The sequence below is a fragment of the Caulobacter sp. GW821-FHT11A05 genome, from assembly GCF_058809015.1.
Genome location: NZ_JBXASF010000003.1, coordinates 13,970 through 38,634 on the forward strand (window position 1 = coordinate 13,970; position 24,665 = coordinate 38,634).

A 24,665-nucleotide genomic window follows, 5' to 3' on the forward strand; every position below is an offset into this window, starting at 1 on the left:
ATGATCGGTGGGTAGGTTAGGCCGTCGTTCTAGATTTGCCCCGGTGAGAAATCAGAAAGACTGCCGCCCGCCCACTCGCGGCCCGCTTCCTTCATCCGCTGGCCGGCGGCGTCCGCCCTGCCCTTCTTCGCCTCGGCGCGGCTGGCGACGACCAGGGTCAGCGGGTCGTGTGGCCAGCGGGCCAGCACCTTGTCGGTTTCCTTGAGCGCCTTGTCGGCCTGGCCCGAGGCCAGTAGGGCGGCGGCGTAGGAGCGGCGGACCGGATACCACCAGGGCGGCGGATCGCGCGACTCGCCGAACTCCCGCTCCTGCATCAGCGCGGCCTTGTAGTAGTGGCGGGCCGCCTGGCGCGGGTTGTTCTCCAGCATCGCCGCTCGGCCGAGCAGCACCTCGGTGGCGATGTCGACAAAGGCGAGGTAGTGGCTGGCGTCGCCCTCGGCGATGCCCGGCCGCGTCATCCCGATGGCCGCCGCTTCCGCCCGAACGCCGGCGGCGTCGCCCCGCCGGCTGAGCGCTTCGCCCCGGGCATAGCGCCACATGGCCCTTTGCAGCGGATGGGCCGGCTTGGCCGTCGCCAGCAGCTGGTCGATGTCGCCATGGCGGCCATAGGCGAACCAGCCCCGCGAGGCGCCGGCCTGCAGCCAGGGATGAGCCTTGCTCATGTCGATGGCGCGGAACACGCCGCCGATCTTCAGCGCCGCGTTGGCGTCGCCGGCCATCATCGCCCCGCCGAGCGCGAAGCTGACGTTGTGGCCGTAGTAGCCGAGCTTGAACAGGTCGCTGGGTCCGTCGGTGCGCTTGGCCCAGGCGGCATCGACGTCGATGGCGTCGAGGTTGGCGCGAGCGGCGTCCTTGTAGCGGCCGATCTGGTAGTAGGTGTGCGACGGCATGTGGATCAGGTGGCTGGCCCCCGGCGCGATGCCCTGCAGCCTGTCAGCGTAGGTCTCCGCCTTGCCCGGCGAGCCGATCCACTCGCTGGCGTGGATGTAGAAATGGATGGCCCCGGCGTCGTTCGGGCTGCGCGCCAGAACGGTTTCCAGAAGCGGCATCGAGCGCGCCGGCTGGCTGGCGATCATCCAGGCGTCGGCCGCCCAGACCATGATCGTGTCGTCGGCGGGGTATCGGGTGGCCAGGGCGTCCATGGCCTTGGCGAAGGCCTTGTCGTCGCCCTTGCCGGCGTAGCGGGCGACGAGGGCGGCGGAGAGGGCGCGGTCTCGCTCCGAACCAGCCTTGGCGATCAGCGCGTCCGCCTTCGCCGCCGCCTCGCGGGCCTTGACCAGGTCGGCCGGCTCGACGCCGAAGTTGATCGTCGGGCCCAGCGACCAGGCGTAGCCCCAGGCGCACATGCCGCAGTCGGGATCGAGCCGAACGGCCTCGGCGAAGGCGGCGGTGGCTTCCTCGTGATTGAAGGCCCAGGCCAGTTGCAGGCCGTAGTCGAACCAGCGCTGGCCCTCGGCGTTGGCGGCCACCTTGAAGCGTCCGTTGCCGAAGGCGTCGCTCATCGGCGGCGGCTTGGCGACCTTGGTCACCGCCGCGCCGCCCTCGCTGTCGGCGGTCAGGCACATCGGCGAGAGGGCCAGCGGGCTGAAGGCCGGCGCCGACTGCGCCACCTGGCTGGCCGGAACCAGGACGGCCAGACCGACGCCCAATAGCCACGCGGTTTTCATGCTTGTCCCTCCCAAGACGCTGCAGGCTAACCCAGTACGCCGATTTTCCGAGGTCAGATGAGCCCGGCGAGGGGCGACGACGGATCGGCGTACATCCGGCGCGGCATGCGGCCGGCCAGGTAGGCCTCGCGGCCGGCGATGACGGCATGTTTCATGGCGCTGGCCATCAGGATGGGATCCTTGGCCTCGGCGATGGCGGTGTTCATCAGGATGCCGTCACAGCCCAGCTCCATGCCGATGGTGGCGTCGCTGGCCGTGCCGACCCCCGCGTCGACCAGCACCGGCACGGTCGTCTGCTCGACGATCAGGCGCAGGTTGACCCTGTTCTGGATGCCCAGCCCCGAACCGATCGGCGCGCCCAGCGGCATGATGGCGGCCGCCCCGGCCTCCTCCAGCTTGCGGCAGTAGACCAGGTCGTCGGTGCAGTAGACCATGACGTCGAAGCCCTCGGCGACCAGCAGCTTGAGGGCCCGCAGGGTCTCTTCCATGTCGGGATAGAGGGTCTTGGGGTCGGAGAGGACCTCAAGCTTGACCAGCGACCAGCCGCCGGCCTCGCGAGCCAGGCGCAGGGTGCGCACCGCCTCCTCGCCGGTGAAACAGCCGGCGGTGTTGGGCAGGTAGGTGAACTCATCCGGCTTGACGAAATCCATCAGCAGCGGCTGGGAGCGGTCGGTCAGGTTCACCCGCCGCACGGCCACGGTGACGATCTCCGCCCCCGCCGCGCGGGCGGCGTCGGCGTTGGTCTGGTAGTCCTTGTACTTGCCGGTGCCGACGATCAGGCGGGAGCTGAAGGTGCGGCCGGCGACGGTCCAGGTATCGGGCGTGGTCATGGGGCGGGATTACACCAGGAGCGGCGGTCTGGGGAGCCGGGGCTTGTCGAAGCGGCCGCCATTATAGCACGGCGCCCGGGGCGGAAACGGTGGTTCGGCTGGCAAGCCTTTAAAAACATGTGACTTTTAGGTGGATGGGACGTGGCGGAATGTGGGCGGCGGCGTTGATGTGACGTCGGCGCCGGCGCGGGGAATGTTGACAGCCGGGGTAACAGGCGAGGTCAACGATCGCGACGACCGACTGATCGGCCTTAGGGTTCCGATCGAGCCATTTTGAATCTTGGGTATGGACCTACTCGACGGCGCTTACGCGTTGCTCCGAAGGGATGGTAACCGGTATCATCGCGCCATGAGCAGCGAAATCCCCCTTCTCGACCGCCGCCAGTTGATCATCGGCGCCGGTGGCCTGGCCACGGCGGGGCTGGTGTCCCCGGCCTGGGCCAGACGCGGCGATCCGGTCGTGCGGACGAAACACGGGCCGGTGCAGGGCCTGCGCCAGGGCGGGCTGCTGGTGTTCAAGGGCGTCCGCTACGGGGCCGACACCGGCCCGCGCCGGTTCCAGCCGCCGGTGGCGCCGACGCCCTGGAAGGCCCCCCTGCCCTGCGTCGCCTACGGCCACGCCTGCGTTCAGCGAGGCAGGGAGGACGACCAGTCTGAGGACTGCCTGTTCCTCAACGTCTGGACGCCGGGCGCCGACGCCGGCAAGCGGCCGGTGATGCTCTACATCCACGGCGGGGCCTATGCGACGGGGAGCGGATCCAGCCCCTGGACCGACGGGACGCGGCTGGCGACCCGGGGCGATGTGGTGGTGGTCACGGTCAACCACCGGCTGGGACCGTTCGGCTACCTGTACCTCAACCGATTGGTCGCCGGCTTCGAGGATGGCGGCAACGCCGGCATGCTGGACCTGGTGCTGGCCCTGCAATGGGTGCGGGACAACATCGCCGCCTTCGGGGGCGATCCTGAGCGGGTGATGCTGTTTGGGCAGTCGGGGGGCGGGGCGAAGATCGCCACCCTGATGGCCATGCCGGCGGCCAAGGGCCTGTTCCACCGGGCGGCGACGATGAGCGGCCAGCAGCTGACCGCCTCGGGGCCGGGCAATGCGACGCGGCGGACGCAGACCCTGCTCGAGGCGTTGAAGGCGCGGCCGGAAGAGCTGGCGACGATGCCGGCGGCGCGGATCATCGAGGCGATGAGCGCGACCGATCCGGTGATCGGCAGCGGCGGCGTCTATTTCGGGCCGGTGCTGGATGAGCGCAGCCTGACCCGCCACCCCTTCTATCCCGACGCCTCGCCGCTGGGCGCCGGCGTCCCGATGATCATCGGCAACACCCATGACGAGACGCGCGGCTTCTTCAGCGATCCTGAGATCTTCGCCCTGACCTGGGACGAGCTGCCCGGCCGGCTGGCCCCGCAGATGCGCGTGGACATCGATCCGGGCGTGGTGATCCGGCGCTATCGCGAGCTCTACCCGGCCTATTCGCCGACCGACGTCTTCTTCGCCGCCACCACCGCCGCGCGCTCCTGGCGGGCGGCCATCGTCGAGGCCGAACTGCGGGCGGCGCAGGGATCGCCGGCCTTTGCCTACCAGCTCGACTGGGCCTCGCCCAAGGACGGCGGCAAATGGGGCGCGCCGCATACGCTGGACATCCCGCTGGTGTTCGGGACGCTGGACGCGCCGGGGGTGATCACCGGGACGGGCGAGGATGCGAAACGGGTCAGCGGCCTGATGATGGACGCCTTCATCCGCTTCGCCCGCAGCGGCGATCCGAACGGCGCGGGGCTGCCGGCCTGGGAGCCCTATTCGCTGGCGCGGCGCCAGACGATGGTCTGGAATGTCGAGCCGAAGCTGGTCGATGATCCGCGCGGCGAGGAACGGAAGCTGTTCGCGAAGGTCCCGTTCATCCAGCAGGGAACCTAGCTGAACAGCCCCGCCAGCCAGCCGAGATTGCCGCCGAGCACGCCGAAGAAGGCGATCGCCGCGGCGACGATGCCGTTCCAAAGCAAGGCCAGGATGCCGATGCTGAGCAGGCCGCTGACCCAGCCGATCAGGGCGGCCAGACCGTCGCGCTCGGCCAGGCCCAGGGCGAAGGCGGCGATGGCGAAGCTGGGCAGCATGTTGCCGAACGGGATCGGCAGGAAGACGATGGTCGCCAGGATGACGCAGAACAGCCCGGTCAGCCGGTTGATGATCGGCCCGTAGAGGATGGTGATCCGCCGGCGCAGGCGACGCTCCAGCCATGCCAGATAGGGCGTCAGCTTGCCCATCAGGGCGACGTAGTCCGACCGGCTCATGGTGCGGTTGGCGATGACGCCGGGCAGCCACAGGTGGTTGCGGCCGATCATCCACTGCACGGTGATGAACAGCAACGGCGCGCCAAGCACCGCCGAGACGCCGGGCGGCATCGGCAGGGCCAGCGGGGCCGCGAACACAAACATCAGGGCCCCGAAGGCGCGGTCGCCGAAGGCGTGGGTGACGTCGCTGACCGACACGGTCTCATGCTCCTGCGCCGCGATGCCGGCGAGGATTTCGGAGACGCGGGGCGGGTGGGCTGACTCGGTCATGGGGCTTGGTTGGCACTATATAGGGCGGTGGACTTCACGCGCCCGTGAAGAAATGGAAATCTTGTCGATTGTTGGTGGAGACGCGCCGTCCGTTTGGGGGGCACGCGCAGTTCCTTCTCCCGCTTGTCGGGAGAAGGTGGCCCCGAAGGGGTCGGATGAGGGCAGCGCCAGCCATCAAAGGGGATCCACAACGCTGACAGCGCCAGAACGTGCGGGGTTGGCCAACGCCGGTGCTGCCCTCATCCGACGGCCTTCGGCCGCCACCTTCTCCCGACAAGCGGGAGAAGGATTCCGGCGGCGGCCACGTAGCAAAACCGCTCTTCCCGCCCCACCTGATTCGACCATGCGTTGACATTCCCCCACCGGGCGACGCACCTTCCGCGCCCTTGAGGGGGCCCCGTCGGTCCTTCCACATTTGAGATTCAAGCCACATTTCATGAACGTCGTCGTCGTCGAGAGCCCGGCCAAGGCCAAGACCATCAACAAGTATCTGGGGCCCGGGTTCACCGTTCTGGCGTCCTATGGCCACGTCCGCGACCTGCCCTCCAAGGACGGCTCGGTGAAGCCGGACGAGGATTTCGCGATGTTCTGGGAGGTGGACGCCAAGTCCTCCAAGCGCATCAGCGATATCGCCGACGCCCTGAAGAACTCCACCGGCCTGATCCTGGCCACCGACCCGGATCGCGAAGGCGAGGCCATCAGCTGGCACGTGCTGGAGATCCTGCAGAAGAAAAAGGCGATCAAGGACAAGACCGTCAGCCGGGTCACCTTCAACGCCATCACCAAGACCGCCGTGCTGGACGCCATGGCCAACCCGCGCCAGCTCGACATGGAGCTGGTCGACGCCTACCTGGCGCGCCGGGCGCTGGACTATCTGGTCGGCTTCACCCTGTCGCCGGTGCTGTGGCGCAAGCTGCCGGGCTCGCGCTCGGCCGGCCGGGTGCAGTCGGTCGCCCTGCGCCTCGTCGTCGACCGCGAGGTCGAGATCGAGAAGTTCCGCACCCAGGAATACTGGAGCGTCGACGCCGAGGTCTCGGCCGGGGCCGAACCCTTCACCGCCCGGCTGGTGACCCACCAGGGCAAGCGGCTGACCAAGTTCGATCTTGGCAACGAAGCCGACGCCATGGGCGCCAAGGCGGCCGTGCAGGCGACGACCTTCACGGTCAAATCGGTCGAGAAGAAGCCGGCCAAGCGCTCCCCGCCCCCGCCCTTCACCACCTCGACCCTGCAGCAGGAAGCCAGCCGCAAGCTCGGCTTCAACGCCCAGCGGACCATGCAGGCGGCCCAGAAGCTGTACGAGGGCATCGACATCGGCGGCGAGACCACCGGTCTGATCACCTACATGCGGACCGACGGCGTCCAGGCCGCGCCCGAGGCCCTGGCCGAGGCGCGCGACGTCATCGCCGGCCTCTACGGCAAGGACTACGTCCCCGAGAGCGCCCGCCACTACAAGACCAAGGCCAAGAACGCCCAGGAGGCCCACGAAGCCATCCGGCCGACCTCGCTGAACCGCAATCCCGGCAAGCTGCGCCTCGAGGGCGACCTCGGCCGGCTGTACGAGCTGATCTGGAAGCGGATGATCGCCAGCCAGATGGAATCGGCCCGCATCGAGCGGACCACCATCGACCTGGAAGGCGCCGACGAGGCCACGGCCCTGCGCGCCACCGGCCAGGTGGTGCAGTTCCCGGGCTACCTCGCCGTCTATGAAGAGGGCCGCGATGACGCGGAGGACGAGGACGGCGCCCGGCTGCCTCCGGTCAGCGAAGGGGCCGCCGCCAAGGTGCTGAGCGCCAAGGCCGACCAGCACTTCACCGAGCCGCCGCCGCGCTATTCGGAAGCCAGCCTGGTCAAGAAGATGGAAGAGCTCGGCATCGGCCGGCCCTCGACCTACGCCTCGATCCTGACCGTGCTGCGCGACCGGGCCTATGTGCGGATGGAGAAGAACCGCTTCATCCCCGAGGACAAGGGACGGCTGGTGACGGCCTTCCTCGAGCAGTTCTTCGCCCGCTACGTCGAGTACGATTTCACCGCCGGCCTGGAAGAGAAGCTCGACCTGGTCAGCGACGGCAAGCTGAACTGGAAGGCGCTGCTGCGCGAGTTCTGGACCGACTTCCACGCCGCCGCCGACGACATCGGCGAGCTGCGGGTCAGCCAGGTGCTGGACGCCCTGAACGAGAGCCTTGGCCCGCACATCTTCCCGGCCAAGGAAGACGGCTCCGACCCCCGCCTGTGCATGACCTGCGGCACCGGCCGGCTGTCCCTGAAAACCGGCAAGTTCGGCGCCTTCATCGGCTGTTCCAACTATCCCGAATGCCGCTTCACCCGCCCGATCGCCCAGTCGGAAGGCGATGGCGAGGCAGCCGAGACCGCCGACCGCGAGCTGGGGGTCAACCCCAAGACCATGCAGGCGGTGTGGCTGAAGAACGGCCGCTTCGGTCCCTACGTCGAGGAAGCCGGCGAGAAGCCCAAGCGCGCCAGCCTGCCCAAGGGCTGGCCGCCGGCGGCGATGGACATCGACAAGGCCCTGCGCCTGCTCGACCTGCCGCGCGACGTCGGGGCCCACCCCGAGGACGGCAAGATGATCCAGGCCGGCATCGGCCGCTACGGACCCTACGTGCTGCACGAAGGGACCTACGCCAACCTGGAGAGCGCCGACGAGGTGTTCGACGTCGGCCTGAACCGGGCCGTGGCCGTTCTGGCCGAGAAGCGGGCCGGCGGACGCGGCGCGCGGGGGGCTGCTTCGGCGCTGAAGGAATTGGGCAACCACCCCGAGGATGGGGCGCCGATCAAGATCCTGTCGGGCCGGTTTGGGCCCTACATCAAGCACGGCTCGACCAACGCCAATGTGCCGCGCGGCAAGGACCCGCTGGAGGTCACCCTCGAGGAAGCCGTCGGCCTGATCGCCGAGCGGATCGCCAAGGGCGGCGGCAAGAAGCCGGTCCGGAAGGCCGCGGCCAAGAAGCCGGCAGCCGCCAAGAAGACGGGCGACAAGCCGCCGGCCAAGAACCCGGCCGAGAAGCGGATCGCCGGCAAGGCCGTGGTCGCCAAGAAGAAGGCGGCGGCGAAGAAGCCGACGGCCGCTTCGCTGGGCGTGACCAAGGTTGTCGGCAAGAAGAAGCCCACCGCTTCCTAGTCGCGGATGCCCCAGGCGCGATCTGACAGCGGCGCATCGACCGGCAGGATTTCCGTGAGCGCGACGGGCCGGCGCCGCAGGTAGATGGCGCGGCCGAAGGTCAGCATCCGGCCGGGATGCGTCCACGACATCAGGATGCCGTCGGCCGTCATGCAGGCCGTACCGCCGACGATGATCAGCTCCTCCGTTGCCTGCCACGGCGATCCATTCCAGCAGGGCTCGCCGAGAACGACGTCGTCCGGACGCCCCCTCGCGAAGGTCGGGGAGCGGCGCGGTGGCGCGGGCGGCGAGGCTGGAAGGGACAGGGACAGCGTGCTCAGCCGGCCGTCCTTGTCACGCTGCACATTGAGCGCCAGACCGCTGACGTCATGGCGGACCCACCCGCCGTTCGACACCCAGGGCCCGGAACGGCGCGAGACCCCTGATCCGACATTCCCCTCATAGCGGACCTCATGATCGGGAACCCCGGCCTGATGGCGTCCCGGCGCCTTGGCCGCCCAGGCCACCAGGCGCGCCCGGGCGAACAGGTTGGCGGGCGGCCGCACCTCGTCCGCGGAGACCTTGCGCCGCACCAGGCGGGTGGCGCGACCGGACTCGCCCACGTAGTCGGGGTGCAGGTCCTTCCACCACAGCTGGATGCCGTCGGGGGTGACGCAGGCCAGATGGCGCGTGGTCACTTTTCCAGTGCGTTCATCGACGGTCCGCCAAGTCTCCCAGACCTCGCAGGTTTCGCCCAGCAGCCGGTCGGTCTCGGCGAGCTTCACGGGACCCGTACCGGGCCTGGTGACCATCGGCGAGGCATTGCCGCCGCGCCAGATGTGCAGGAACAGGCCTCGCGGCCCCGTCGCGACATCGGTGGTCGTATTAGCCCGCTCGTTGAGAAAAGCCTTGCGGCTGTTGCCATCGCTCGTGGTCTCCACGAGAACCCAGTGGCGATGGCGCAGGATGCGTTGCTCGTAGGGACCGGCCGGCGAGGTCTTACGGATCGCGACCATGGTCATTTCGTAGTCCGGGGCCTGGCCGGGCGAGAACGGCGACTGATACTGCGGCCAGCTGCGCCTGGGCCCGGCGGCGGTCGCGGCCGGCCCGAACGCGGTCAGAAGGGTCAACACGACCAAGACGGCAAGACGGCGCATTCAGACCTCGGTTCGATCGCCGCAGCATCGCGCCGTCGGGGTCAAGAAACCGTTCGCACCGGCAAACACCCCGCAATCGGCTATCGACAGCCCGAGAGGCCCGTGCAAACTTGCCTTTGTAAATTCATGCGGGGTTGCTCCATGCGTCGTTTTCTCCTCGCCGCCAGCGTGCTCGCGCTCGCCGCCACCACAGCAGCCGCCCAGCCGCGCCAGCTGTCGGTGACCATCTACAATTCGGGCCAGACGCTGGTGGAGGACACCCGCACCGAGGACCTGAGGGCCGGCCGCCAGCGCATCGAGTTCAAGGATGTCTCGCCGCAGATCCGGTCGGAGACCGTCACCCTGTCGGCGCCGGGCATCTCGATCATCGAGCAGAACTTCGACTACGACCTGCTCAGCCCCCAGACCCTGATGGAAAAAGCGGTCGGCGAGACGGTGAGGATCGTCCGCACCAACCCCGGCAACGGCCAGCAGGTGACCGAGAGCGCCAAGGTGCTGGCGGTCAACAACGGCGTGGTGCTGCAGATCGGCGACCGCATCGAGATCCTGCGCGAGGACGGCGTGCCGACCCGGGTGATCTTCGACAAGGTCCCGCCCAACCTGCGGGCCCGGCCGACCCTGTCGGTGACGGTGGACGCGGCCCAGGCCGGACCGCGGGCCGCCAAGCTGACCTATCTGACCAATGGCATGGGCTGGAACGCCGACTATGTGGCGCTGTTCGACGAGAAGAACGGCAAGATCGACGTGCAGGGCTGGATCACGCTGAGCAACAACACCGGCGTCGATTTCGCCGACGCCGAGGTGCAGCTGGTGGCCGGCAACACCGGTGGGGGCATCCGCTATACGCCGCCGGCGGTGACCTCGGCCGGAACCATGACCGGGACGGCCGTGCCGCTGGCCGACTACTACCTGTATCCCTTGAAGGAACGGACGACCGTCGCCCAGAACCAGACCAAGCAGGTCAGCTTCCTGGATGTCATCGGCGCCCCGGCCCGTAAGGCTTATCGCGTCGACCTGGGCGGTTTCGCCAGCCGCGAACAGCCGATCTCGGCGGCGGTGAAGCTGGAGTTCGCGGCCGGCGGCGGGGGCGAGCCGATGCCGGCCGGCACGGTGCGCTTCTACGTCCGCGACCAGCAGGGCAACCCGAAGTTCATCGGCGAGAACGAGATCGGCCACACCCCAGCCGGCAGCGACCTTTCCATCCAGACCGGCCAGGCCTTCGACGTCACCCTGACCCCAACCGTCGTGACCACCGACAAGCGGAGCACGACCAAGACCCGCTATGAGATGAGCTACGTCCTGCGCAACGCCCGGCCCGAGCCGGTGGTGGTGCAGGTGCGCCAAGGGGGGCTGGGGCGTGACGGCAAGCTGATCGAGGAAAGCCTGGTCTCCAAGCGGCTGAACGCCCAGACCCTGCAGTGGGACGTCCCGGTGCCGGCCAACGGCGAGACCACCCTGACCTTCACGGTCGACAGCGGCTACTAGGGCCATGCGCCACCCCTGGCTCAAGGCGCTGACCGTCGCGCTGGCCCTGATGACGGGGCCGGTGGCGGCGCATGCCCAAACAGTTCCAAGTATGGCGGTGTCGGCCCGGCCGGACTCCGTGGCCCTGACCATCTACCAGGACCCCTACGGCGCGCGCGGCTACTTCGACGGGCGTTCGGGGCTGGCCCTGGTCACCGAGTGGCGGACGATCGAGGTCCCGGCCGGCCAGAGCAAGGTCACCTTCCGCGGCGTGGCGGCCGGCATCGTGCCCGCGACCGCGGCGCTGGACGGCCTGCCGGCCCAGATGGTCGAGCGCAACCAGGACTACAACCTGATGAGCCCCGGCTCGATCATCGCCGCCGCCATCGGCGAGCCGGTCAGGCTGGTGCGGACCAACCCGGCGACCGGCGCCGAGACCGTGCGGCCGGCCGTGCTGCGCTCCGGCCCCGACGGCGTGATCCTGGAGGTCGACGGCGGCTTCGAGGCCCTGGGCTGCAGCGGCGAGCCCGAGCGGCTGGTGTTCGACAAGATTCCCGACAGCCTCAGCCCCGAACCAACCCTGTCGATGGCCGTGCGGGCCAAGGCGGCCGGTTCCTACCGGGTGCGGCTGACCTATCTGGCCGTGGGGCTGACCTGGAAGGCGAACTACGTCGCCACGGTGCGGACCGATGGCAGGACCTTGGACCTGACCGGCTGGATCACCCTGAGCAACGACAGCGCCACCACCTTCACCGACGCCCCGACCCAGGTGGTGGCCGGCGACGTGGCGCGCAGCTGGCGGACCCGGGCGACGGTGGTCTACGGCAAGTCCAAGAGCCCGGCCTGCTGGCCGACGGGGCTGAACTTCGCCTACGATGAAGCCCGCGACGTCGTCGTCACTGGCAACCGCGTCCAGGCCTTCGCCCCGCCGCCGCCCCCGCCGCCTCCGGCCCCACCTCCACCGCCCGTCATGATGGCGAATGAGGAGGCCAAGGCCGAACAATCCGAACTGGGCGACTACAAGCTCTACACCCTGCCCTTCCCGACCACGGTGGCGGCGCGGCAGACCAAGCAGCTGCTGATGCTCGACGCCGACGGGGTGGCCTTCGACCGGGTCTATCGCTTCACCGCCTGGCCTGGCGTGACCTGGAACCCCGATCAGAAGGACCTGCCGGTCCAGCTGATGCTGCGGATGAAGAACCGCAAGGAGGCGGGCCTGGGCCTGCCGCTGCCCGGCGGCAACGCCATGATCGGTCAGGAGACGGCGGACGGCCGGCTGCTGGCCGGCGAGTTCAAGTTCGAGAACAGCGCCGTCGGCGCCCCGTTCGACCTGGTGCTGCAGGACTCGCGACAGGTCCAGGTGACGCCCAAGCTGGTCAGCGAAAGCCGCAAGGGCAAGCGCAAGGTCCAGCTGGTCTATGCCTTGGAGGCTGTGAATAACACGGCCGCTCCGGCCGCCTTCGAACTGCGGCTGATCGACTACGGCAAGGTCTACAAGGTGACCGCCTCCAGCGCGAAGCTGGTGGCCCGCGACGGCGGCCGGGTGATGCCGGTGGTGCTGGCGCCGGGCGAGCGGCGGACGCTTGGCTACACCCTGCTCGTCACGCAGTAGGTGCGCGCGGGGCCTTGGCGCGTTATGCCAGGACCATGGCCAAACCGAAGACTCCCAAGCCCGCTGTCAAGAAACCGCAAGGCCTGCCCGACAGGGACACCCTGATCGCCTTCCTGCGCGACGCCGGCGAGGCCGGTAAGGCCGACATCGCCCGCCACTTCGGGCTGAAGGGCGCCGACCGCCGGGCCCTGCGCGAGATGCTGCGTGAGCTGGAGGCCAAGGGCGACCTGGGCAAACGCGGCCGGCGCGGCTTCGCCCAGGCCGGGGCGCTGCCGCCGGTCGGCGTCGCCGAGGTGGTCGAGCGGGACGCCGACGGCGACCTCTACGTGCGCCTCAGCAAGGGCGGCGACGATGCGCCGCTGGCCCGGCTGGCGCCGGACAAGGCCGAGAAGACCGCCGGGGCCCCGGGGCTCGGCGACAAGCTGCTGGTCCGCTACGAGCGGCTGGAAAACGGCGAGGTCGAGGCGCGGGTCATCAAGCGGCTGGGCCAGAGCGCCCACAAGATCCTCGGCGTCATCCGCAAGGTGCGGCGCGAGATCCGCGTCGAGCCGGTCGACCGCAAGAGCCGCGATGTGCTGCTGCTGTCGGAACACGACGGCCGCGACCTCAAGGACGGCGACCTGGTGGTGGCGCAGATCCAGCTGGGCGGTCCGCGCGAGCGCTACGGCCCCAAGAACGGCAAGCTCCTGGAGGTGGTTGGCCGCGAGGACGAGCCGCGCGCCGCCTCCCTGATCGCCATCCACGCCCACGGCATCCCCACCGGCTTCAGCCCCGCCGCCGAGGCCGAGGCGGAAGCGGCGCAGGAAGCCACCCTGAAGGGCCGCGAGGACCTGCGCGACCTGCCGCTGATCACCATCGACCCCTCCGACGCCCGCGACCACGACGACGCCGTCTTCGCCCACCCGGACGACGATGCGCGCAACGAAGGCGGCTGGGTGGTCTGGGTGGCCATCGCCGATGTCGCCGCCTACGTCCGCCACGGCACGGCGCTGGACAACGAGGCCCGCGAGAAGGGCAACTCCACCTACTTCCCCGACCGGGTCGAGCCGATGCTGCCCGAGCGGCTGTCGGCCGGGCTCTGCTCCCTGCGCGAGGGCGAGAACCGGGCCACCATGGCCGTGCGGATGGTGTTCGGCGCCGACGGCAAGAAGCGCAGCCACCGCTTCGTGCGCGGCCTGATGCGGTCGGCGGCCAAGCTTTCCTACGAGCAGGCCCAGGCGGCTATCGACGGCCAGCCGGACGACAAGACCGGCCCGCTGATGGACAGCATCCTCAAGCCCCTGTGGGCGGCCTATCACGTCATGCTGAAGGGTCGCCGGGCCCGCTCGCCCCTCAACATCGAGAGCGACGAGCGCCGCATCCGCTTCAATCCCGAGGGCGAGATCGTCTCCATCGAGCGCCGCCGCAGCCTGGAGGCCCACCAGCTGATCGAGGAAATGATGGTGCAGGCCAACGTCTGCGCCGCCGAGACGCTGGAGGCCAAGCGCACGCCGTTGATCTACCGGGTGCACGACACCCCCTCGATGGAGAAGATGCAGTCGCTGGGCGAGTTCCTGGAGACGCTGGGCATCAACTGGAACAAGGGCGAGGCGCCGCGCACCGACCGCTTCAACAAGCTGCTGGCCGAGACACGTGAGGGGCCGCACGCGCCGATCGTCAACGAGGTGGTCCTGCGCACCCAGATGCAGGCCCACTACAACAGCGACAACATCGGCCACTTCGGCCTGAACCTGGCCAAGTACGCCCACTTCACCAGCCCGATCCGGCGCTATGCCGACCTGATCGTGCACCGGGCGCTGATCCGGGCCCTGGGCCTGGGCGACGACGGCCTGACCGACGGCGACATCGCTCAGATCAAGGACACGGCCGAGAAGATCACCTTCGCCGAACGCCGCAGCATGGCCGCCGAGCGCGACGCCACCGACCGCTATGTCGCCAGCTTCCTCGCCGACCGGGTGGGCGCGACCTTCCCCGGACGGATCACCGGCGTGACGCGGTTTGGCCTGTTCGTGCGGCTGGAAGAGACCGGCGCCGACGGCCTGGTCCCCGTCTCGACCCTGGGCGAGGAATACTTCGTCCATGATGAGCGGCTGCACGCCCTGGTCGGCGAGCGCAGCGGCGCCCGCTGGCCGCTGGGCATGGCGGTCGAGGTCAAGCTGAGGGAGGCGACGCCGGTCACCGGCGGCCTGCTGTTCGAGATGCTCAGCGAACCGGCCAAGGCCGACCCCAACGCCCCCAAGCCACGGCTTGGCGTGCGGCGTCAGTTCAGGGATGGCGGCAATACGCGGGGCGGTCCACCGCGCAAGGGCGGGCCGGGCTTCTCTCGCGGTCCTGGAAAGCCCGGCAAGGCTGGCGGCAAGCGGCGGTAGGCCTCCCCTCCAGCCCCCTCCCCACGGCTGTCATCCTTCGGTCGGCGTAGCCGATCCGGAGGACCCACCCGTAAGCCTGGCGGCTGGCGCTGAAGGGTGGCGCCGGCGTCAGTGACGGAGCTGCTGAATCCAGCCGGTTCCGCCCTTCCCGTGGCTCCTCCGGATTGGCTACGCCGACCGAAGGATGACAGCGCTTAAGTGGTCCCCTTGCCTCCGAGGCGACTTCAGGCTCCGATGCCGGCAACACCTCGGGGGCCTCACATGAAACGCACCTTGCTCGCCACCACCCTGTCGGCGCTCATCGCCCTCCCCGCCCTGGCCAACGACTCCACCGCCGAACTTGCCGCCGGCGGCCTCGTCCTCAAGACCACCGACAGCATCGAGATGCGGTCCGAGGACCTGTTCATCAGCCAGAAGGAGGTGGTGGTCCGCTATCGCTTCCAGAACGCCTCGGCCGGCCCGGTCAGCACCGTGGTCGCCTTCCCGATGCCCGACATCGGCGGCGAGGGCTTCTTCGAGAGCGACAACGGCCTGCCCAGCGACGACGCCACCAATCTCCTGCAGTTCCACACCCTGGTCGACGGCCAGCCGGTCAAGGCGCAGGTCGAGCAGAAGGCCTTTGTCGGCGCCGTCGACCGCACCGCCTGGCTGAAGGCCCACAAGGTGCCGCTGGCCGCCCACCGGCCCGAGGCCGGCGCGGCGCTGGACGCCCTCAGCAAGGCCGACCAGCAGGAAGCGGTGAATCTCGGCCTCGCCTGGGTCAACGAGTTCGACCAGGGCAAGGGCTGGGAGACGCACATGGCGCCTTCCTGGGTGCTGAAGACGACCTTCTACTGGACCCAGACCTTCCCGGCCGGAAAGCTCGTCGAGGTCGAGCACCGCTACATCCCCGCCGTCGGCGGCAGCGTCGACACCATCGTCGGCTCCTCGATGTGGGACGAGGACACCGAGGGCTGGGCGACGCAGTACCGCAAGAAGTACTGCATCGATCAGAGCTTCGTCGCCGGCGTGAACAGGAAGCGGGCGACGGCGCCGCAAGGCTCGATGAGTGGCTACACCGAAAAGCGCATCGGCTATGTGCTGAAGACCGGCGCCAACTGGGCCAAGCCGATCGGCGACTTCCGCCTGGTGATCGACAAGGGCGCCGCCGACAACCTGGTCAGCTTCTGCGCGACCGGCGTCAGGAAGATCGGGCCGACGCGGTTCGAGGTCGTGAAAAAGGACTACCGTCCGACCGGCGACCTCGACATCCTGATCCTCGAACCGCTGCGGATGGAGTAGTTCGGGGCATACCCACGATTCAAATGTCTCCGGGCGGCCGATCCGGCGCGGTTGCAGATTACGATCGATCCACCGCCGCTTCACTTGCCAAGAGGGTGGTTTCAGGCCGACAGCAAAGTGGCGCCTGGTGGGTCGATTTGACCATTCCAGCCGAGGCCAGAGCGGCTTTTGCTTGGATGTAATTTATTGAAATAACTAGGGAATTTCTCCCCACCCCGTGCTACAATCAGCTTCGTTTCGCGCCACTCCGCCGCTTCGCGGCCTGCCGCCGTCCACCACCGACCACCCCGCCCCCTTCAGCTTCCCCAACGGCACACTTTCCCCGTCACGACAGGGTCGTACACTGTCCCCATGACCAAGCCGATCCTCGATCCCACCTACGACCCGCGCAGCGACGGGGCCATGCGCGACAGCGGCAAGGCGATCCGGCCGCGGCATGCGGCGACGCTGATCGTCGTGCGGCGGGATGCGAAGAAGCCGCGCCTGCTGATGGGCCGGCGGGCCAAGGGTCACGCCTTCATGCCGTCCAAGTGGGTGTTCCCGGGCGGCCGCGTCGATCGCGGCGACTTCACCGCCTCCTCGGCCAGCGAGCTCAATCCGGACATCGAGGCGAAACTGGCGCTGACCCTGCGCCACAAATCCCCCGCCCTGCCCCGCGCCCTGGCCATGGCCGCCGTGCGCGAGACCTTCGAGGAGGTCGGCCTGCTGCTGGCCAAGCCGGCCCCCACGCGACCCGGCGCCGGGCCCTGGCGTGAATTCCTCGCCCAGGGCGCGGCCCCGGACCTGGCGGCCCTGACCTTCGTGGCCCGGGCCATCACCCCGCCCTACCGGCCGCGCCGCTTCGACGCCCGCTTCTTCATGGCCGACGCCGAGGCCCTGGTCAGCCTGGAGCGGCAGCCCGACTGCGGCGAGCTGGACGAGATCGCCTGGGTCGACCTGGACGAGGCCCTGGCCCTGGACCTGCCCAACATCACCCGCTTCGTGGTCGCCGAGGTAGCCGAGCGGCTTAAGGGCGCGGAGCGGCCGGCCCCCTTCATGCGCTTCCTGCAGGGCGCGCGGCGGCTGGACTACCTGTGAGCCTGATCGTCCGGCCCCGCCACGCGGCCAGCCTGATTCTGTTGCGCGGCACGGGCCCGAAGGCAGAGGTGCTGATGGGCCGGCGACCGCGCAAGTCGCGGTTCGCGCCCGACGTCTTCGTGTTTCCCGGCGGCGCCGTCGATCCGGCCGACCGCGAGCGGCCCCGCCACCTGTCGCCGCTCTGCGCCCGCCTGACCCACGCACCGGGCCGGCTGGCCGGGGCGCTGGCGGCGGCGGCGGTGCGCGAGACCTTTGAAGAGACGGGCCTGACCTTGGCGAGTGACGCGCCGCTCACCCTGGCGGCCCGCGCCATCACCCCGACCAACAGCCCGGTCCGCTTCCACGCCCGCTTCTTCAAGGCCGACGCCGCAGACGTGACCGGCAAGCTGGCCGACACCGATGAGCTGTCCGAGCTGGCCTGGCGCCCCCTGCCCGAGGCGCGGAAGCTGCCGCTGTTCGACATCACCGAGGCCATCCTCGACGCCCTGATGGCCGGCGACCCGCCGTTCCTGTTCACCTACAGCCACGGCAAGGCGCGGCTGAAGACCCTGATCTAGGGCAGCGGCTTGGTGAGATCGAACTCGACGCGGAAGTGGCGATTCGGCCGGCGCAGTTCGTAGGCGAAGACCTTGTCGGTCAGTTCCAGCGCCCAGACGTTGTCGACCGAAGCGGGATTGCCCTTTTCCCGAAACAGCGTCTTGGAGAATTCGTCGGCGGGAAACGCCATCCGCTTCCAGTCTTCCGGCCCGACCGTGTCGCCGCCGTACTGGGACAGCGCATCTTCCGTCCCATCCTCATGCCGGTGATCGTGCTTGAGCCGCAACTGGGCGTCGCTGACCCGCGTGATCACCCAGGTCCGCGACCGGTCCTCGCCGACACTGAAGGGGATTCGCACCGTCTCCGCGCCGCAGTGCGCGACCCGCATCACCAGGCGCTTGCCCGCGAAAGCGCTGTCGGCGGGGTCGGTCGTCACCACCCGCCCTTCGTACGCCTTGCCGCACAGCCGTTGCAGGCCGTCGAAAAACGCACCGGGCTTGGGGAGGATTTCCGCCTGGACGGGGGCCGTGCAGGCCAGCAGGAGGATGGCGGCGATAAGGAAACGCTTCATCCGCCGACCCTATGCGCCACAGGCGTTGACTTCCAGCGATCCATGCGTATGTTCCGCGCCTCGCGAGAATTCGGCCCTGCGGCCATGAGGATATTGCTATGGCCAAACCGGCATCCATCAAGATCCGCCTGAACTCCACGGCGGATACCGGCTTCTTCTACGTCACCAAGAAGAACGCCCGCACCAAGACCGAGAAGATGGTCCTGAAGAAGTACGACCCCGTCGTGCGCAAGCACGTCGAGTTCAAGGAAGGCAAGATCAAGTAGGCTCATCCAGCCACGCTTGACGACGAACGCCCGGCCTCACCGCCGGGCGTTTTGCTTTTTGGACTACTGATCCTTGGGAGGCCGGGTGCCGATGAACGGCCGCTGGGTGGTCGGCAGGCTCCAGTAGAGGCCCAGAGTCGCCAGGCCAAGCAGACCCAGCATGGCGATGCCGATCAGGGTCAGGTGGGGCATGTAGCCCTCGGCCGGCACGTTCTCGAAGTGACGGAAGGTCGAGCCCCAGAGGACCAGCAGCATGGCCCCCCAGCCGGCGCTGAGCATGCGGGCCCGGGTGCTGTTGCTTGCGCGCAGGACCAGCCCTCCAGCGATGGCCAGCAGGCAGCCGACCAGGATGTCGTCGATCCAGTAGGGCCACCAAAGGCCGTTGATCAGCTGGCGCACGGTGGCCAGGATCGCGGTCGCGGGACCGAGACACACGGCGATCCAGGCGGACCTCGTACGCGTTTCCATCCCTGCTCCGCCCCTTGAGCACACATCGTTACGTTGAGCGGTCGCCGAGCCGCGACTCTTTCTCGACTCCGTCTTAGGTCAGGCCCCGGAGAAATCCAGAGTTTAGTGTCCCTGAATTGGGCCGCCACTGTCGGCAACCGGACACTGCTGTGGATTGATATCGGCGTTCTGTCGGATCGGCCCCGGCGGAGCGAATCAGGCCGCCCGGGCGATGACGCGGTTGCGGCCGGCGTGCTTGGCCTCATAGACCGCGCCGTCGGCCCGCTTGAGCAGGGTTTCGGGCGTGTCGAGGTCGGTCACCGTGCTGGCCACGCCCACCGAGATGGTCACCGTCAGCAGCTCCTTGCCGCCGGCCACCCGGAACGGCGAGCCGGCCACATGCAGCCGGATGCGCTCGGCGATCCGCTCGGCGTCGGCCAGGCGGGTGCCCGGCATGATGACGGTGAACTCCTCGCCGCCGTAGCGGCAGGGCAGATCGACGGCCCGGACATTGGTCGCCAGCCGCACCGCGAACTCGCGCAGCACCTCGTCGCCGGCGTCGTGGCCGAAGCTGTCGTTGATCTTCTTGAAGTGGTCGATGTCGATCATCAGGGCGGCCACCGGCTCGCCCCCCATGCAAGCCCGCTTCACCAGGGCGGCCAGCTGGCTTTCCATGTAGCGGCGGTTGTGCAGGCCGGTCAGCTGGTCGGTGACGGCCAGCTCCAGCGAATGGTCGAGGTTCTGGCGCAGGAAGTCGGTGTAGCGCTTGCGCTTGATCTGGGTGCGGGCCCGGGCGGCCAGTTCCTGCGGGTCGATCGGCCGGGTCAGGATGTCGTTGACGCCGATCTCCAGCGCCTTGACCAGGCGCGGCCGGTCGTCCGGATCGACGATGACCAGCACCGGCAGGTTGCGGCTGGTCTCGTCCGAGCGCAGGGCGGCGCAGAAGCGCAGGCCGTCGAAGGCCTTGGCGGCGGCGTTGACGATGACGATGTCGACCGGCCCGCGGGCGGTCAGCAGCGCCTTGTCCGGATCGCTCTCGACCACCGGGCGATGCTCGACGGCCAGTTCGGTGGCGATCCGCTGTGACTGGCGCTCGTTGTCGTCGACGATCAGGATCCGGCCGCCCGTGCCGCCCAGGCGCGAGGCGGCGCCGGCGATGACGCCCATGCGGCGGCCCGATTCCTCGCGCTGGCGCAGCTCGTCGATGACCAGCTTCAGGCGGGTGAGGCTGCGCACGCGGGCGAACAGCATGACGTCGTCGATCGGCTTGGTCAGGAACTCGTCGGCCCCGGCCTCGAGGCCCTCGATGCGGTCGGAACGGCCGTCCAGGGCGGTGACCAGCACCACGGGGATGTGGCGGGTCTCGGGATCGTCCTTCAGCCGGCGGCAGACTTGGAAGCCGTCCATGCCGGGCATCATGACGTCGAGCAGGACGATGTCGGGCTTCTCGGAGGCGGCGATAGCCAGGGCCGTCGGCCCGTCGCAGGCGGTCAGCACCTCGTAGTACTCGGCCGTCAGCTTGGCTTCGAGCAGGCGGACGTTCGCCTCGATGTCGTCGACTACGAGAATGCGTGCACTCATCGCCCTACCCCAGGAAGCGGCGGATAGTGTCCAGGAAGTGGGACACCGAAATCGGTTTGGAGATGTAGGCCTCGCAGCCGCCTTCGCGGATACGCTCCTCATCGCCCTTCATGGCGAAGGCGGTGACCGCGACCACGGGAATGTGGCTGAGCTCATCGTCTTCCTTCAGCCACTTGGTCACTTCCAGGCCGCTGATTTCGGGCAGCTGGATGTCCATCAGGATCAGGTCGGGCCGGTGTTCGCGGGCGAGCGAAAGGGCCGACAGGCCCTCGCGCGTCTGAAGGGTTTCGTACCCTTGCGCGTCGAGCAGGTCGTGGAAGAGCTTCATGTTGAGCTCGTTATCCTCGACGATGAGGACCTTCTTCGCCATCTAGCGTTCGACCTTAAGACCGGATTGCTGGGGAAAAAGACTCAGGCAGCCCGTTTCCATAGGGCCAGATCGCACGAATATCCTTAAGCCTGCGCTAATCGTGACCACGCTCGAAACCCTTTCAGCCGCAGAGGCCGCAAAGGCCGTCCCCGTCGATCCGGCGCGGCCGCTGCTGATCGTCGACGTCGACGAGGTTCTCGCCCACTTCATGCAGGGTTTCGAGACCTTCGTCGGCCGCCACGGCTACGAGATGCGGATCGACCGGTTCGCGCTGTTCCAGAACATCTACAAGGCCGGCGCGAGCGACTGCGTCGACATGCCGACGGGCAAGGCCCTGTTCGACGACTTCTTCCGCGACGGGGCCGATGACCTGCTGCCCGTCGACGGCGCGGCGGCGGCGCTGGAGCGGCTCAGCGCCGACATGACCGTGCTGATCCTGACCAACGCCCCCGACCATGGCCGCGCGGCCCGCATGGGCTGGCTGGAGACCCACGGCCTGCACTATCCGATGATCATCAACAGCGGCCTGAAGGGCCCGATCGTGCGGGACCTGGCGGCCCGGACAACCGGCAAGGTCGGCTTCATCGACGACCTGCTGCCCAATCTCGAATCGGTCGCCCAGGACGCGCCGGACGTGCTGCGCTTCCAGATGGTGGCCGACGACCGGCTGCGGCCGTACGCGCCGACGTCGAAGGATCGGCACCTCTGGGCGGAAAGCTGGGGCGAGATGGAAGCGGCGATTCGCGAACGACTGGTGACGCCCTAATCCCTCCCTCCCCGAATTGGGGAGGGCAGGCGCGAAGCGCCGGGTGAGGAAGTAGGTCACCACCGCCGGCATTGTTTGCTTAAGACCCTTGGCCCTGGGAGTCTGTGGCCGACTTCCCCACCCGACGCGCTGGCGCGCGTCTACCCTCCCCATTCGGGGAGGGAGGTTACTTCAGCCGCGCCACCAAGCTGGACGTGTCCCACCGATTGCCGCCCAGCGCCTGCACCTCGGCGTAGTAGCCATCGACCAGCTTCGTCATCTCCAGCGTCGCCCCCTTGGCCGCCGCCTCGTCGAGCACCAGCCCCAGGTCCTTGCGCATCCAGTCGACCGCGAAGCCGAAGTCGAACCGGCCCTGCACCATCGTCGCCCAGCGGTTGTCCATCTGCCAGGACTGGGCCGCGCCCTTGCTGATGGCGTCGAACACCGCCTGCGGGTCGACGCCTGCCTGGGCGCAGAAGTGGACCGCCTCGGCCAGGCCCTGGACGACGCCGGCGATGCAGATCTGGTTGGCCATCTTGGCCAGCTGGCCGTGGCCGGGACCGCCGATCCGCTTGATGGCCTTGGCGTAGGCGCCGATGACCGGCTCGGCCCGGGCCAGGGCGGCCTCGTCGCCGCCGACCATGATGGTCAGCTGTCCGTTCTCCGCCCCGGCCTGGCCGCCGCTGACCGGCGCGTCGAGGAACCAGCGGCCGGTCGCCTCGGCCAGGTCGGCCATCTCGCGGGCGACCTTGGCGGAGGTGGTGGTGTGATCGACGATGACGCCGCCCTCGGCCATCGACTGCAGAATTTCGGCGACCACGCCGCGCACGTCGTCGTCATTGCCGACGCAGAGGGCCACCAATTCGGCCCCGTGGGTGGCGTGGTGCAGCGTGTCCCCTGCCCGGCCGCCATGGGCGTCCACCCAGCGCAGGGCCTTCCCCGGCGAGCGGTTGTAGACACTGACCTCATGCCCGGCCCTGGCCAGATGCCCGGCCATCGGAAAGCCCATGACACCCAGGCCGACAAACGCGACTTTCATTGCGACAGAATCCCTCGGACGGCTGCTTCGAAACACCATCTTAACGCGCTCGCGCGAGGTTGCCCGCAGTTACGGTTAAGCGGGGATGACTATGGCGATCGGGGGCGACCGGCCGATCCTCATCAAGAAGGTGAAGAAGGTAGTCGGCGGGGGTCACCACGGCGGCGCCTGGAAGGTGGCGTACGCCGACTTCGTCACCGCCATGATGGCCTTTTTCCTGCTGATGTGGCTGATCAACACCACCAGCCCGGAACAGAAGCGCGGCATCGCCGACTACTTTGCTCCGGCCTCGGTCTCGGCGACCACCAGCGGCAACGGCGGCATCCTCGGCGGCACGGCCCTGGGCGATGACGGCGCCAACTCCAGCGGCTCGGTGGACATCATCGAGGAGCAGAACCCCGAGTCGAAGCCCAACGAGCGCCCCAACGACAAGACCGGCGGCGAACTGGCCGACACCAGCACCGACACCCTGCGCAAGGAGCTGGAGAAGCGCGACGCCGAGAACTTCGCCTCCGCCGCCCAGAGCCTGCGGCAGGCGCTGCAGGACATGCCGGAGCTGGCCGAGCTCTCCAAACAGATCCAGATCGACATCACCCCGGAAGGCCTGCGCATCCAATTGGTCGACCAGGAAGGTCGCTCGATGTTCAAGGAGGGCATGGCCGCCCCCAACGACCGGGCCCGCATCCTGCTCCGCGCCGTGGCCAAGATCATCAACCAGCTGCCCAACCGGGTCACCGTCTCGGGCCACACCAGCGCCAACGTCGACGGCAGCCGCTCCGGCGGCGATTGGTCGCTGTCGGCGGCGCGGGCCGACCAGTCGCGGCTGATCCTGCAGACCGCCGGCGTCGATCCCGATCGCATCTACCAGGTGTCCGGCAAGGCCAACTCCGATCCCCTGTACCCGGACGATCCCACACTGGCGGGCAACCGACGCATAGCCATCGTGCTGCTGCGCGAAGCCCCCGTATTGCCGCCGGACCCGTAGATGCGACGCTTGAACCCCTTGCGCGGTCGGGGTTCATGCCCCCTAATCCCCATCAAGAGGGCGGGTTCGCGGTGCGGACCCGAGGATTGGGCAGCCGAAGAGGCAGGCGAGTTCGCGTGACGCACCATTTTCCAGCTTCGGGGAGAATGCGGTTCTTTCTGACCGCGGCGTCGCCTTGCCCCTACCTACCGGGGCGCGAGGAGCGGAAGGTCTTCGCCCACCTGCCCCAGGCCGACGGCGCCGCCATCAACGACAGCCTGACCCAGAGCGGCTTCCGCCGCAGCCAGAACATCGCCTACCGCCCGGCCTGCGAGACCTGCAACAGCTGCACCTCGGCCCGCATCCCGGTGAAGGACTACATCTTCAGCCGCTCCGAGCGGAAGATCCTGCGCCGCAACGAGGACCTGCGCCGCCATGTGGTCGAGGCCGAGGCGACGACCGAGCAGTTCGACCTGCTGCGCCGCTACCTGCTGACCCGCCACGCCGACGGCGGCATGGCTGAGATGACCTGGCCCGACTATGTGGCCATGGTCGAGGACACCACGGTCCGCACCCACATCGTCGAATACCGCACCCCGTCGAAGGACCGCGGCCCCGGCGACCTGCTGGCCTGCGTGCTGATCGACGTCATGGGCGACGGCCTGAGCCTGGTCTACAGCTTCTACGACCCGGACCTGGCGCGGCGCAGCCTGGGCGCCTTCATCGTGCTCGACAACCTGATCCAGGCGGCGATGAACGAGCTGCCACACGTCTACCTGGGCTATTGGGTGCCGGGCAGCGAGAAGATGACCTACAAGGTGCGCTTCTCGCCGCTGGAGATCCTGCGGCCCAACGGCTGGGGCCTCATTTCGGCCCGGGAGATCGCCCGCGCCGAGGCCGTACTGGCCGCCAACCGGGCCGCCCGGGGACCGGACATGCCCAAGCTCGGGCGGAAAGAGCCGTCAGCTCCGCAATAATTCCGCTCATCCCGGCGAATGCCGGGACCCATCC

At 68.7% G+C, this 24,665-nt stretch carries 21 protein-coding genes; 12 read left to right on the plus strand and 9 right to left on the minus strand.

Annotation, left to right across the window (positions count from 1 at the left end):
• Positions 1–29: 29 nt before the first annotated feature.
• A complete protein-coding gene (locus tag AC1RSK_RS06085; RefSeq protein WP_492906500.1) occupies positions 30–1,667 on the minus strand; it encodes a tetratricopeptide repeat protein in 1,638 nt (545 codons plus the stop codon).
• A gap of 53 nt (positions 1,668–1,720) precedes the next feature.
• On the minus strand, positions 1,721–2,497 hold the full coding sequence (locus AC1RSK_RS06090) for a thiazole synthase (RefSeq protein ID WP_492906502.1): 777 nt from the start codon (positions 2,495–2,497) through the stop codon (positions 1,721–1,723).
• Positions 2,498–2,846: 349 nt separating this feature from the next.
• Between AC1RSK_RS06090 and AC1RSK_RS06095 the strand changes: the two genes are divergently transcribed.
• Positions 2,847–4,418, plus strand: coding sequence for a carboxylesterase/lipase family protein (locus tag AC1RSK_RS06095; protein WP_492906504.1), 1,572 nt, complete (start codon positions 2,847–2,849; stop codon positions 4,416–4,418).
• Here the strand turns inward: AC1RSK_RS06095 and AC1RSK_RS06100 are convergent.
• Positions 4,415–5,062, minus strand: a complete 648-nt coding sequence (locus AC1RSK_RS06100; protein ID WP_492906506.1) for an exopolysaccharide biosynthesis protein — start codon at positions 5,060–5,062, stop codon at positions 4,415–4,417. The genes AC1RSK_RS06095 and AC1RSK_RS06100 overlap by 4 nt on opposite strands.
• A gap of 436 nt (positions 5,063–5,498) precedes the next feature.
• On the opposite strand from AC1RSK_RS06100, the gene topA reads away from it, so the two are divergent.
• Entirely contained in the window at positions 5,499–8,195 is a 2,697-nt protein-coding gene (topA, locus tag AC1RSK_RS06105) for a type I DNA topoisomerase (protein ID WP_492906508.1), read from the plus strand.
• On the opposite strand, the gene AC1RSK_RS06110 is transcribed toward topA, so the two are convergent.
• Positions 8,192–9,331 carry a hypothetical protein gene (locus AC1RSK_RS06110; protein ID WP_492906510.1) on the minus strand — a complete coding sequence of 380 codons (1,140 nt, stop codon included), beginning with the start codon at positions 9,329–9,331 and terminating at the stop codon, positions 8,192–8,194. The two genes, topA and AC1RSK_RS06110, sit on opposite strands and share 4 nt — an antisense overlap.
• A gap of 141 nt (positions 9,332–9,472) precedes the next feature.
• Between AC1RSK_RS06110 and AC1RSK_RS06115 the strand changes: the two genes are divergently transcribed.
• The 6 genes from AC1RSK_RS06115 to AC1RSK_RS06140 all read left to right on the plus strand — a co-directional run bounded on the left by AC1RSK_RS06115 (position 9,473) and on the right by AC1RSK_RS06140 (position 17,691).
• Positions 9,473–10,816 carry a DUF4139 domain-containing protein gene (locus tag AC1RSK_RS06115; protein WP_492906512.1) on the plus strand — a complete coding sequence of 448 codons (1,344 nt, stop codon included), beginning with the start codon at positions 9,473–9,475 and terminating at the stop codon, positions 10,814–10,816.
• A 4-nt stretch (positions 10,817–10,820) separates the two neighbouring features.
• Positions 10,821–12,407 (plus strand): DUF4139 domain-containing protein, encoded by a 1,587-nt coding sequence (locus tag AC1RSK_RS06120; protein WP_492906514.1) that lies wholly within the window; start codon positions 10,821–10,823, stop codon positions 12,405–12,407.
• A 35-nt stretch (positions 12,408–12,442) separates the two neighbouring features.
• Positions 12,443–14,776, plus strand: a complete 2,334-nt coding sequence (gene rnr / locus AC1RSK_RS06125; protein WP_492906516.1) for a ribonuclease R — start codon at positions 12,443–12,445, stop codon at positions 14,774–14,776.
• Between the two features lie 261 nt (positions 14,777–15,037).
• Entirely contained in the window at positions 15,038–16,057 is a 1,020-nt protein-coding gene (locus AC1RSK_RS06130) for a DUF4424 domain-containing protein (RefSeq protein ID WP_492906518.1), read from the plus strand.
• Between the two features lie 351 nt (positions 16,058–16,408).
• Positions 16,409–17,134, plus strand: coding sequence for an NUDIX hydrolase (locus AC1RSK_RS06135; RefSeq protein ID WP_492906519.1), 726 nt, complete (start codon positions 16,409–16,411; stop codon positions 17,132–17,134).
• Entirely contained in the window at positions 17,131–17,691 is a 561-nt protein-coding gene (locus AC1RSK_RS06140) for an NUDIX hydrolase (protein WP_492906521.1), read from the plus strand. The genes AC1RSK_RS06135 and AC1RSK_RS06140 overlap by 4 nt, the downstream gene beginning before the upstream one ends.
• On the opposite strand, the gene AC1RSK_RS06145 is transcribed toward AC1RSK_RS06140, so the two are convergent.
• Entirely contained in the window at positions 17,688–18,242 is a 555-nt protein-coding gene (locus AC1RSK_RS06145) for a hypothetical protein (protein ID WP_492906523.1), read from the minus strand. The two genes, AC1RSK_RS06140 and AC1RSK_RS06145, sit on opposite strands and share 4 nt — an antisense overlap.
• Before the next feature lie 98 nt (positions 18,243–18,340).
• On the opposite strand from AC1RSK_RS06145, the gene rpmG reads away from it, so the two are divergent.
• Positions 18,341–18,508 (plus strand): 50S ribosomal protein L33, encoded by a 168-nt coding sequence (gene rpmG, locus AC1RSK_RS06150; protein WP_018079812.1) that lies wholly within the window; start codon positions 18,341–18,343, stop codon positions 18,506–18,508.
• A 63-nt stretch (positions 18,509–18,571) separates the two neighbouring features.
• Here rpmG and AC1RSK_RS06155 read toward each other — a convergent pair whose 3' ends face one another.
• The 3 genes from AC1RSK_RS06155 to AC1RSK_RS06165 form a co-directional block, all read right to left on the minus strand.
• Positions 18,572–18,943, minus strand: a complete 372-nt coding sequence (locus AC1RSK_RS06155) for a hypothetical protein (RefSeq protein ID WP_492906525.1) — start codon at positions 18,941–18,943, stop codon at positions 18,572–18,574.
• 228 nt (positions 18,944–19,171) lie between these two features.
• Positions 19,172–20,536, minus strand: coding sequence for a PleD family two-component system response regulator (locus AC1RSK_RS06160; protein ID WP_492906526.1), 1,365 nt, complete (start codon positions 20,534–20,536; stop codon positions 19,172–19,174).
• Between the two features lie 4 nt (positions 20,537–20,540).
• The gene (locus tag AC1RSK_RS06165) at positions 20,541–20,906 is read right to left on the minus strand and encodes a response regulator (protein WP_492906527.1); all 366 of its coding nucleotides are present in this window, start codon (positions 20,904–20,906) and stop codon (positions 20,541–20,543) included.
• A 100-nt stretch (positions 20,907–21,006) separates the two neighbouring features.
• On the opposite strand from AC1RSK_RS06165, the gene AC1RSK_RS06170 reads away from it, so the two are divergent.
• Complete coding sequence (locus AC1RSK_RS06170; protein ID WP_492906529.1) at positions 21,007–21,672, plus strand: hypothetical protein; 666 nt, start codon at positions 21,007–21,009, stop codon at positions 21,670–21,672.
• Between the two features lie 166 nt (positions 21,673–21,838).
• Here the strand turns inward: AC1RSK_RS06170 and AC1RSK_RS06175 are convergent, their stop codons facing one another.
• Positions 21,839–22,690 carry an NAD(P)-dependent oxidoreductase gene (locus tag AC1RSK_RS06175; RefSeq protein WP_492906530.1) on the minus strand — a complete coding sequence of 284 codons (852 nt, stop codon included), beginning with the start codon at positions 22,688–22,690 and terminating at the stop codon, positions 21,839–21,841.
• Between the two features lie 91 nt (positions 22,691–22,781).
• On the opposite strand from AC1RSK_RS06175, the gene AC1RSK_RS06180 reads away from it, so the two are divergent.
• Together AC1RSK_RS06180 and AC1RSK_RS06185 are read left to right on the plus strand one after the other, a co-directional pair.
• Positions 22,782–23,675 (plus strand): flagellar motor protein MotB, encoded by an 894-nt coding sequence (locus AC1RSK_RS06180; protein WP_492906531.1) that lies wholly within the window; start codon positions 22,782–22,784, stop codon positions 23,673–23,675.
• Positions 23,676–23,791: 116 nt separating this feature from the next.
• A complete protein-coding gene (locus AC1RSK_RS06185) occupies positions 23,792–24,631 on the plus strand; it encodes an arginyltransferase (RefSeq protein WP_492906533.1) in 840 nt (279 codons plus the stop codon).
• The last annotated feature ends 34 nt before the right edge of the window (positions 24,632–24,665 follow it).

Coding starts and splice junctions, on each gene's coding strand:
- rnr (WP_492906516.1), top strand. CDS start 12,443: ATGGCCAAACCGAAGACTCCCAAGCCCGCTGTCAAGAAACCGCAAGGC.
- AC1RSK_RS06115 (WP_492906512.1), top strand. CDS start 9,473: ATGCGTCGTTTTCTCCTCGCCGCCAGCGTGCTCGCGCTCGCCGCCACC.
- AC1RSK_RS06090 (WP_492906502.1), bottom strand. CDS start 2,497: ATGACCACGCCCGATACCTGGACCGTCGCCGGCCGCACCTTCAGCTCC.
- AC1RSK_RS06145 (WP_492906523.1), bottom strand. CDS start 18,242: ATGAAGCGTTTCCTTATCGCCGCCATCCTCCTGCTGGCCTGCACGGCC.
- topA (WP_492906508.1), top strand. CDS start 5,499: ATGAACGTCGTCGTCGTCGAGAGCCCGGCCAAGGCCAAGACCATCAAC.
- rpmG (WP_018079812.1), top strand. CDS start 18,341: ATGGCCAAACCGGCATCCATCAAGATCCGCCTGAACTCCACGGCGGAT.
- AC1RSK_RS06135 (WP_492906519.1), top strand. CDS start 16,409: ATGACCAAGCCGATCCTCGATCCCACCTACGACCCGCGCAGCGACGGG.
- AC1RSK_RS06110 (WP_492906510.1), bottom strand. CDS start 9,331: ATGCGCCGTCTTGCCGTCTTGGTCGTGTTGACCCTTCTGACCGCGTTC.
- AC1RSK_RS06180 (WP_492906531.1), top strand. CDS start 22,782: ATGGCGATCGGGGGCGACCGGCCGATCCTCATCAAGAAGGTGAAGAAG.
- AC1RSK_RS06120 (WP_492906514.1), top strand. CDS start 10,821: ATGCGCCACCCCTGGCTCAAGGCGCTGACCGTCGCGCTGGCCCTGATG.
- AC1RSK_RS06165 (WP_492906527.1), bottom strand. CDS start 20,906: ATGGCGAAGAAGGTCCTCATCGTCGAGGATAACGAGCTCAACATGAAG.
- AC1RSK_RS06160 (WP_492906526.1), bottom strand. CDS start 20,536: ATGAGTGCACGCATTCTCGTAGTCGACGACATCGAGGCGAACGTCCGC.
- AC1RSK_RS06085 (WP_492906500.1), bottom strand. CDS start 1,667: ATGAAAACCGCGTGGCTATTGGGCGTCGGTCTGGCCGTCCTGGTTCCG.
- AC1RSK_RS06175 (WP_492906530.1), bottom strand. CDS start 22,690: ATGAAAGTCGCGTTTGTCGGCCTGGGTGTCATGGGCTTTCCGATGGCC.
- AC1RSK_RS06130 (WP_492906518.1), top strand. CDS start 15,038: ATGAAACGCACCTTGCTCGCCACCACCCTGTCGGCGCTCATCGCCCTC.
- AC1RSK_RS06100 (WP_492906506.1), bottom strand. CDS start 5,062: ATGACCGAGTCAGCCCACCCGCCCCGCGTCTCCGAAATCCTCGCCGGC.
- AC1RSK_RS06095 (WP_492906504.1), top strand. CDS start 2,847: ATGAGCAGCGAAATCCCCCTTCTCGACCGCCGCCAGTTGATCATCGGC.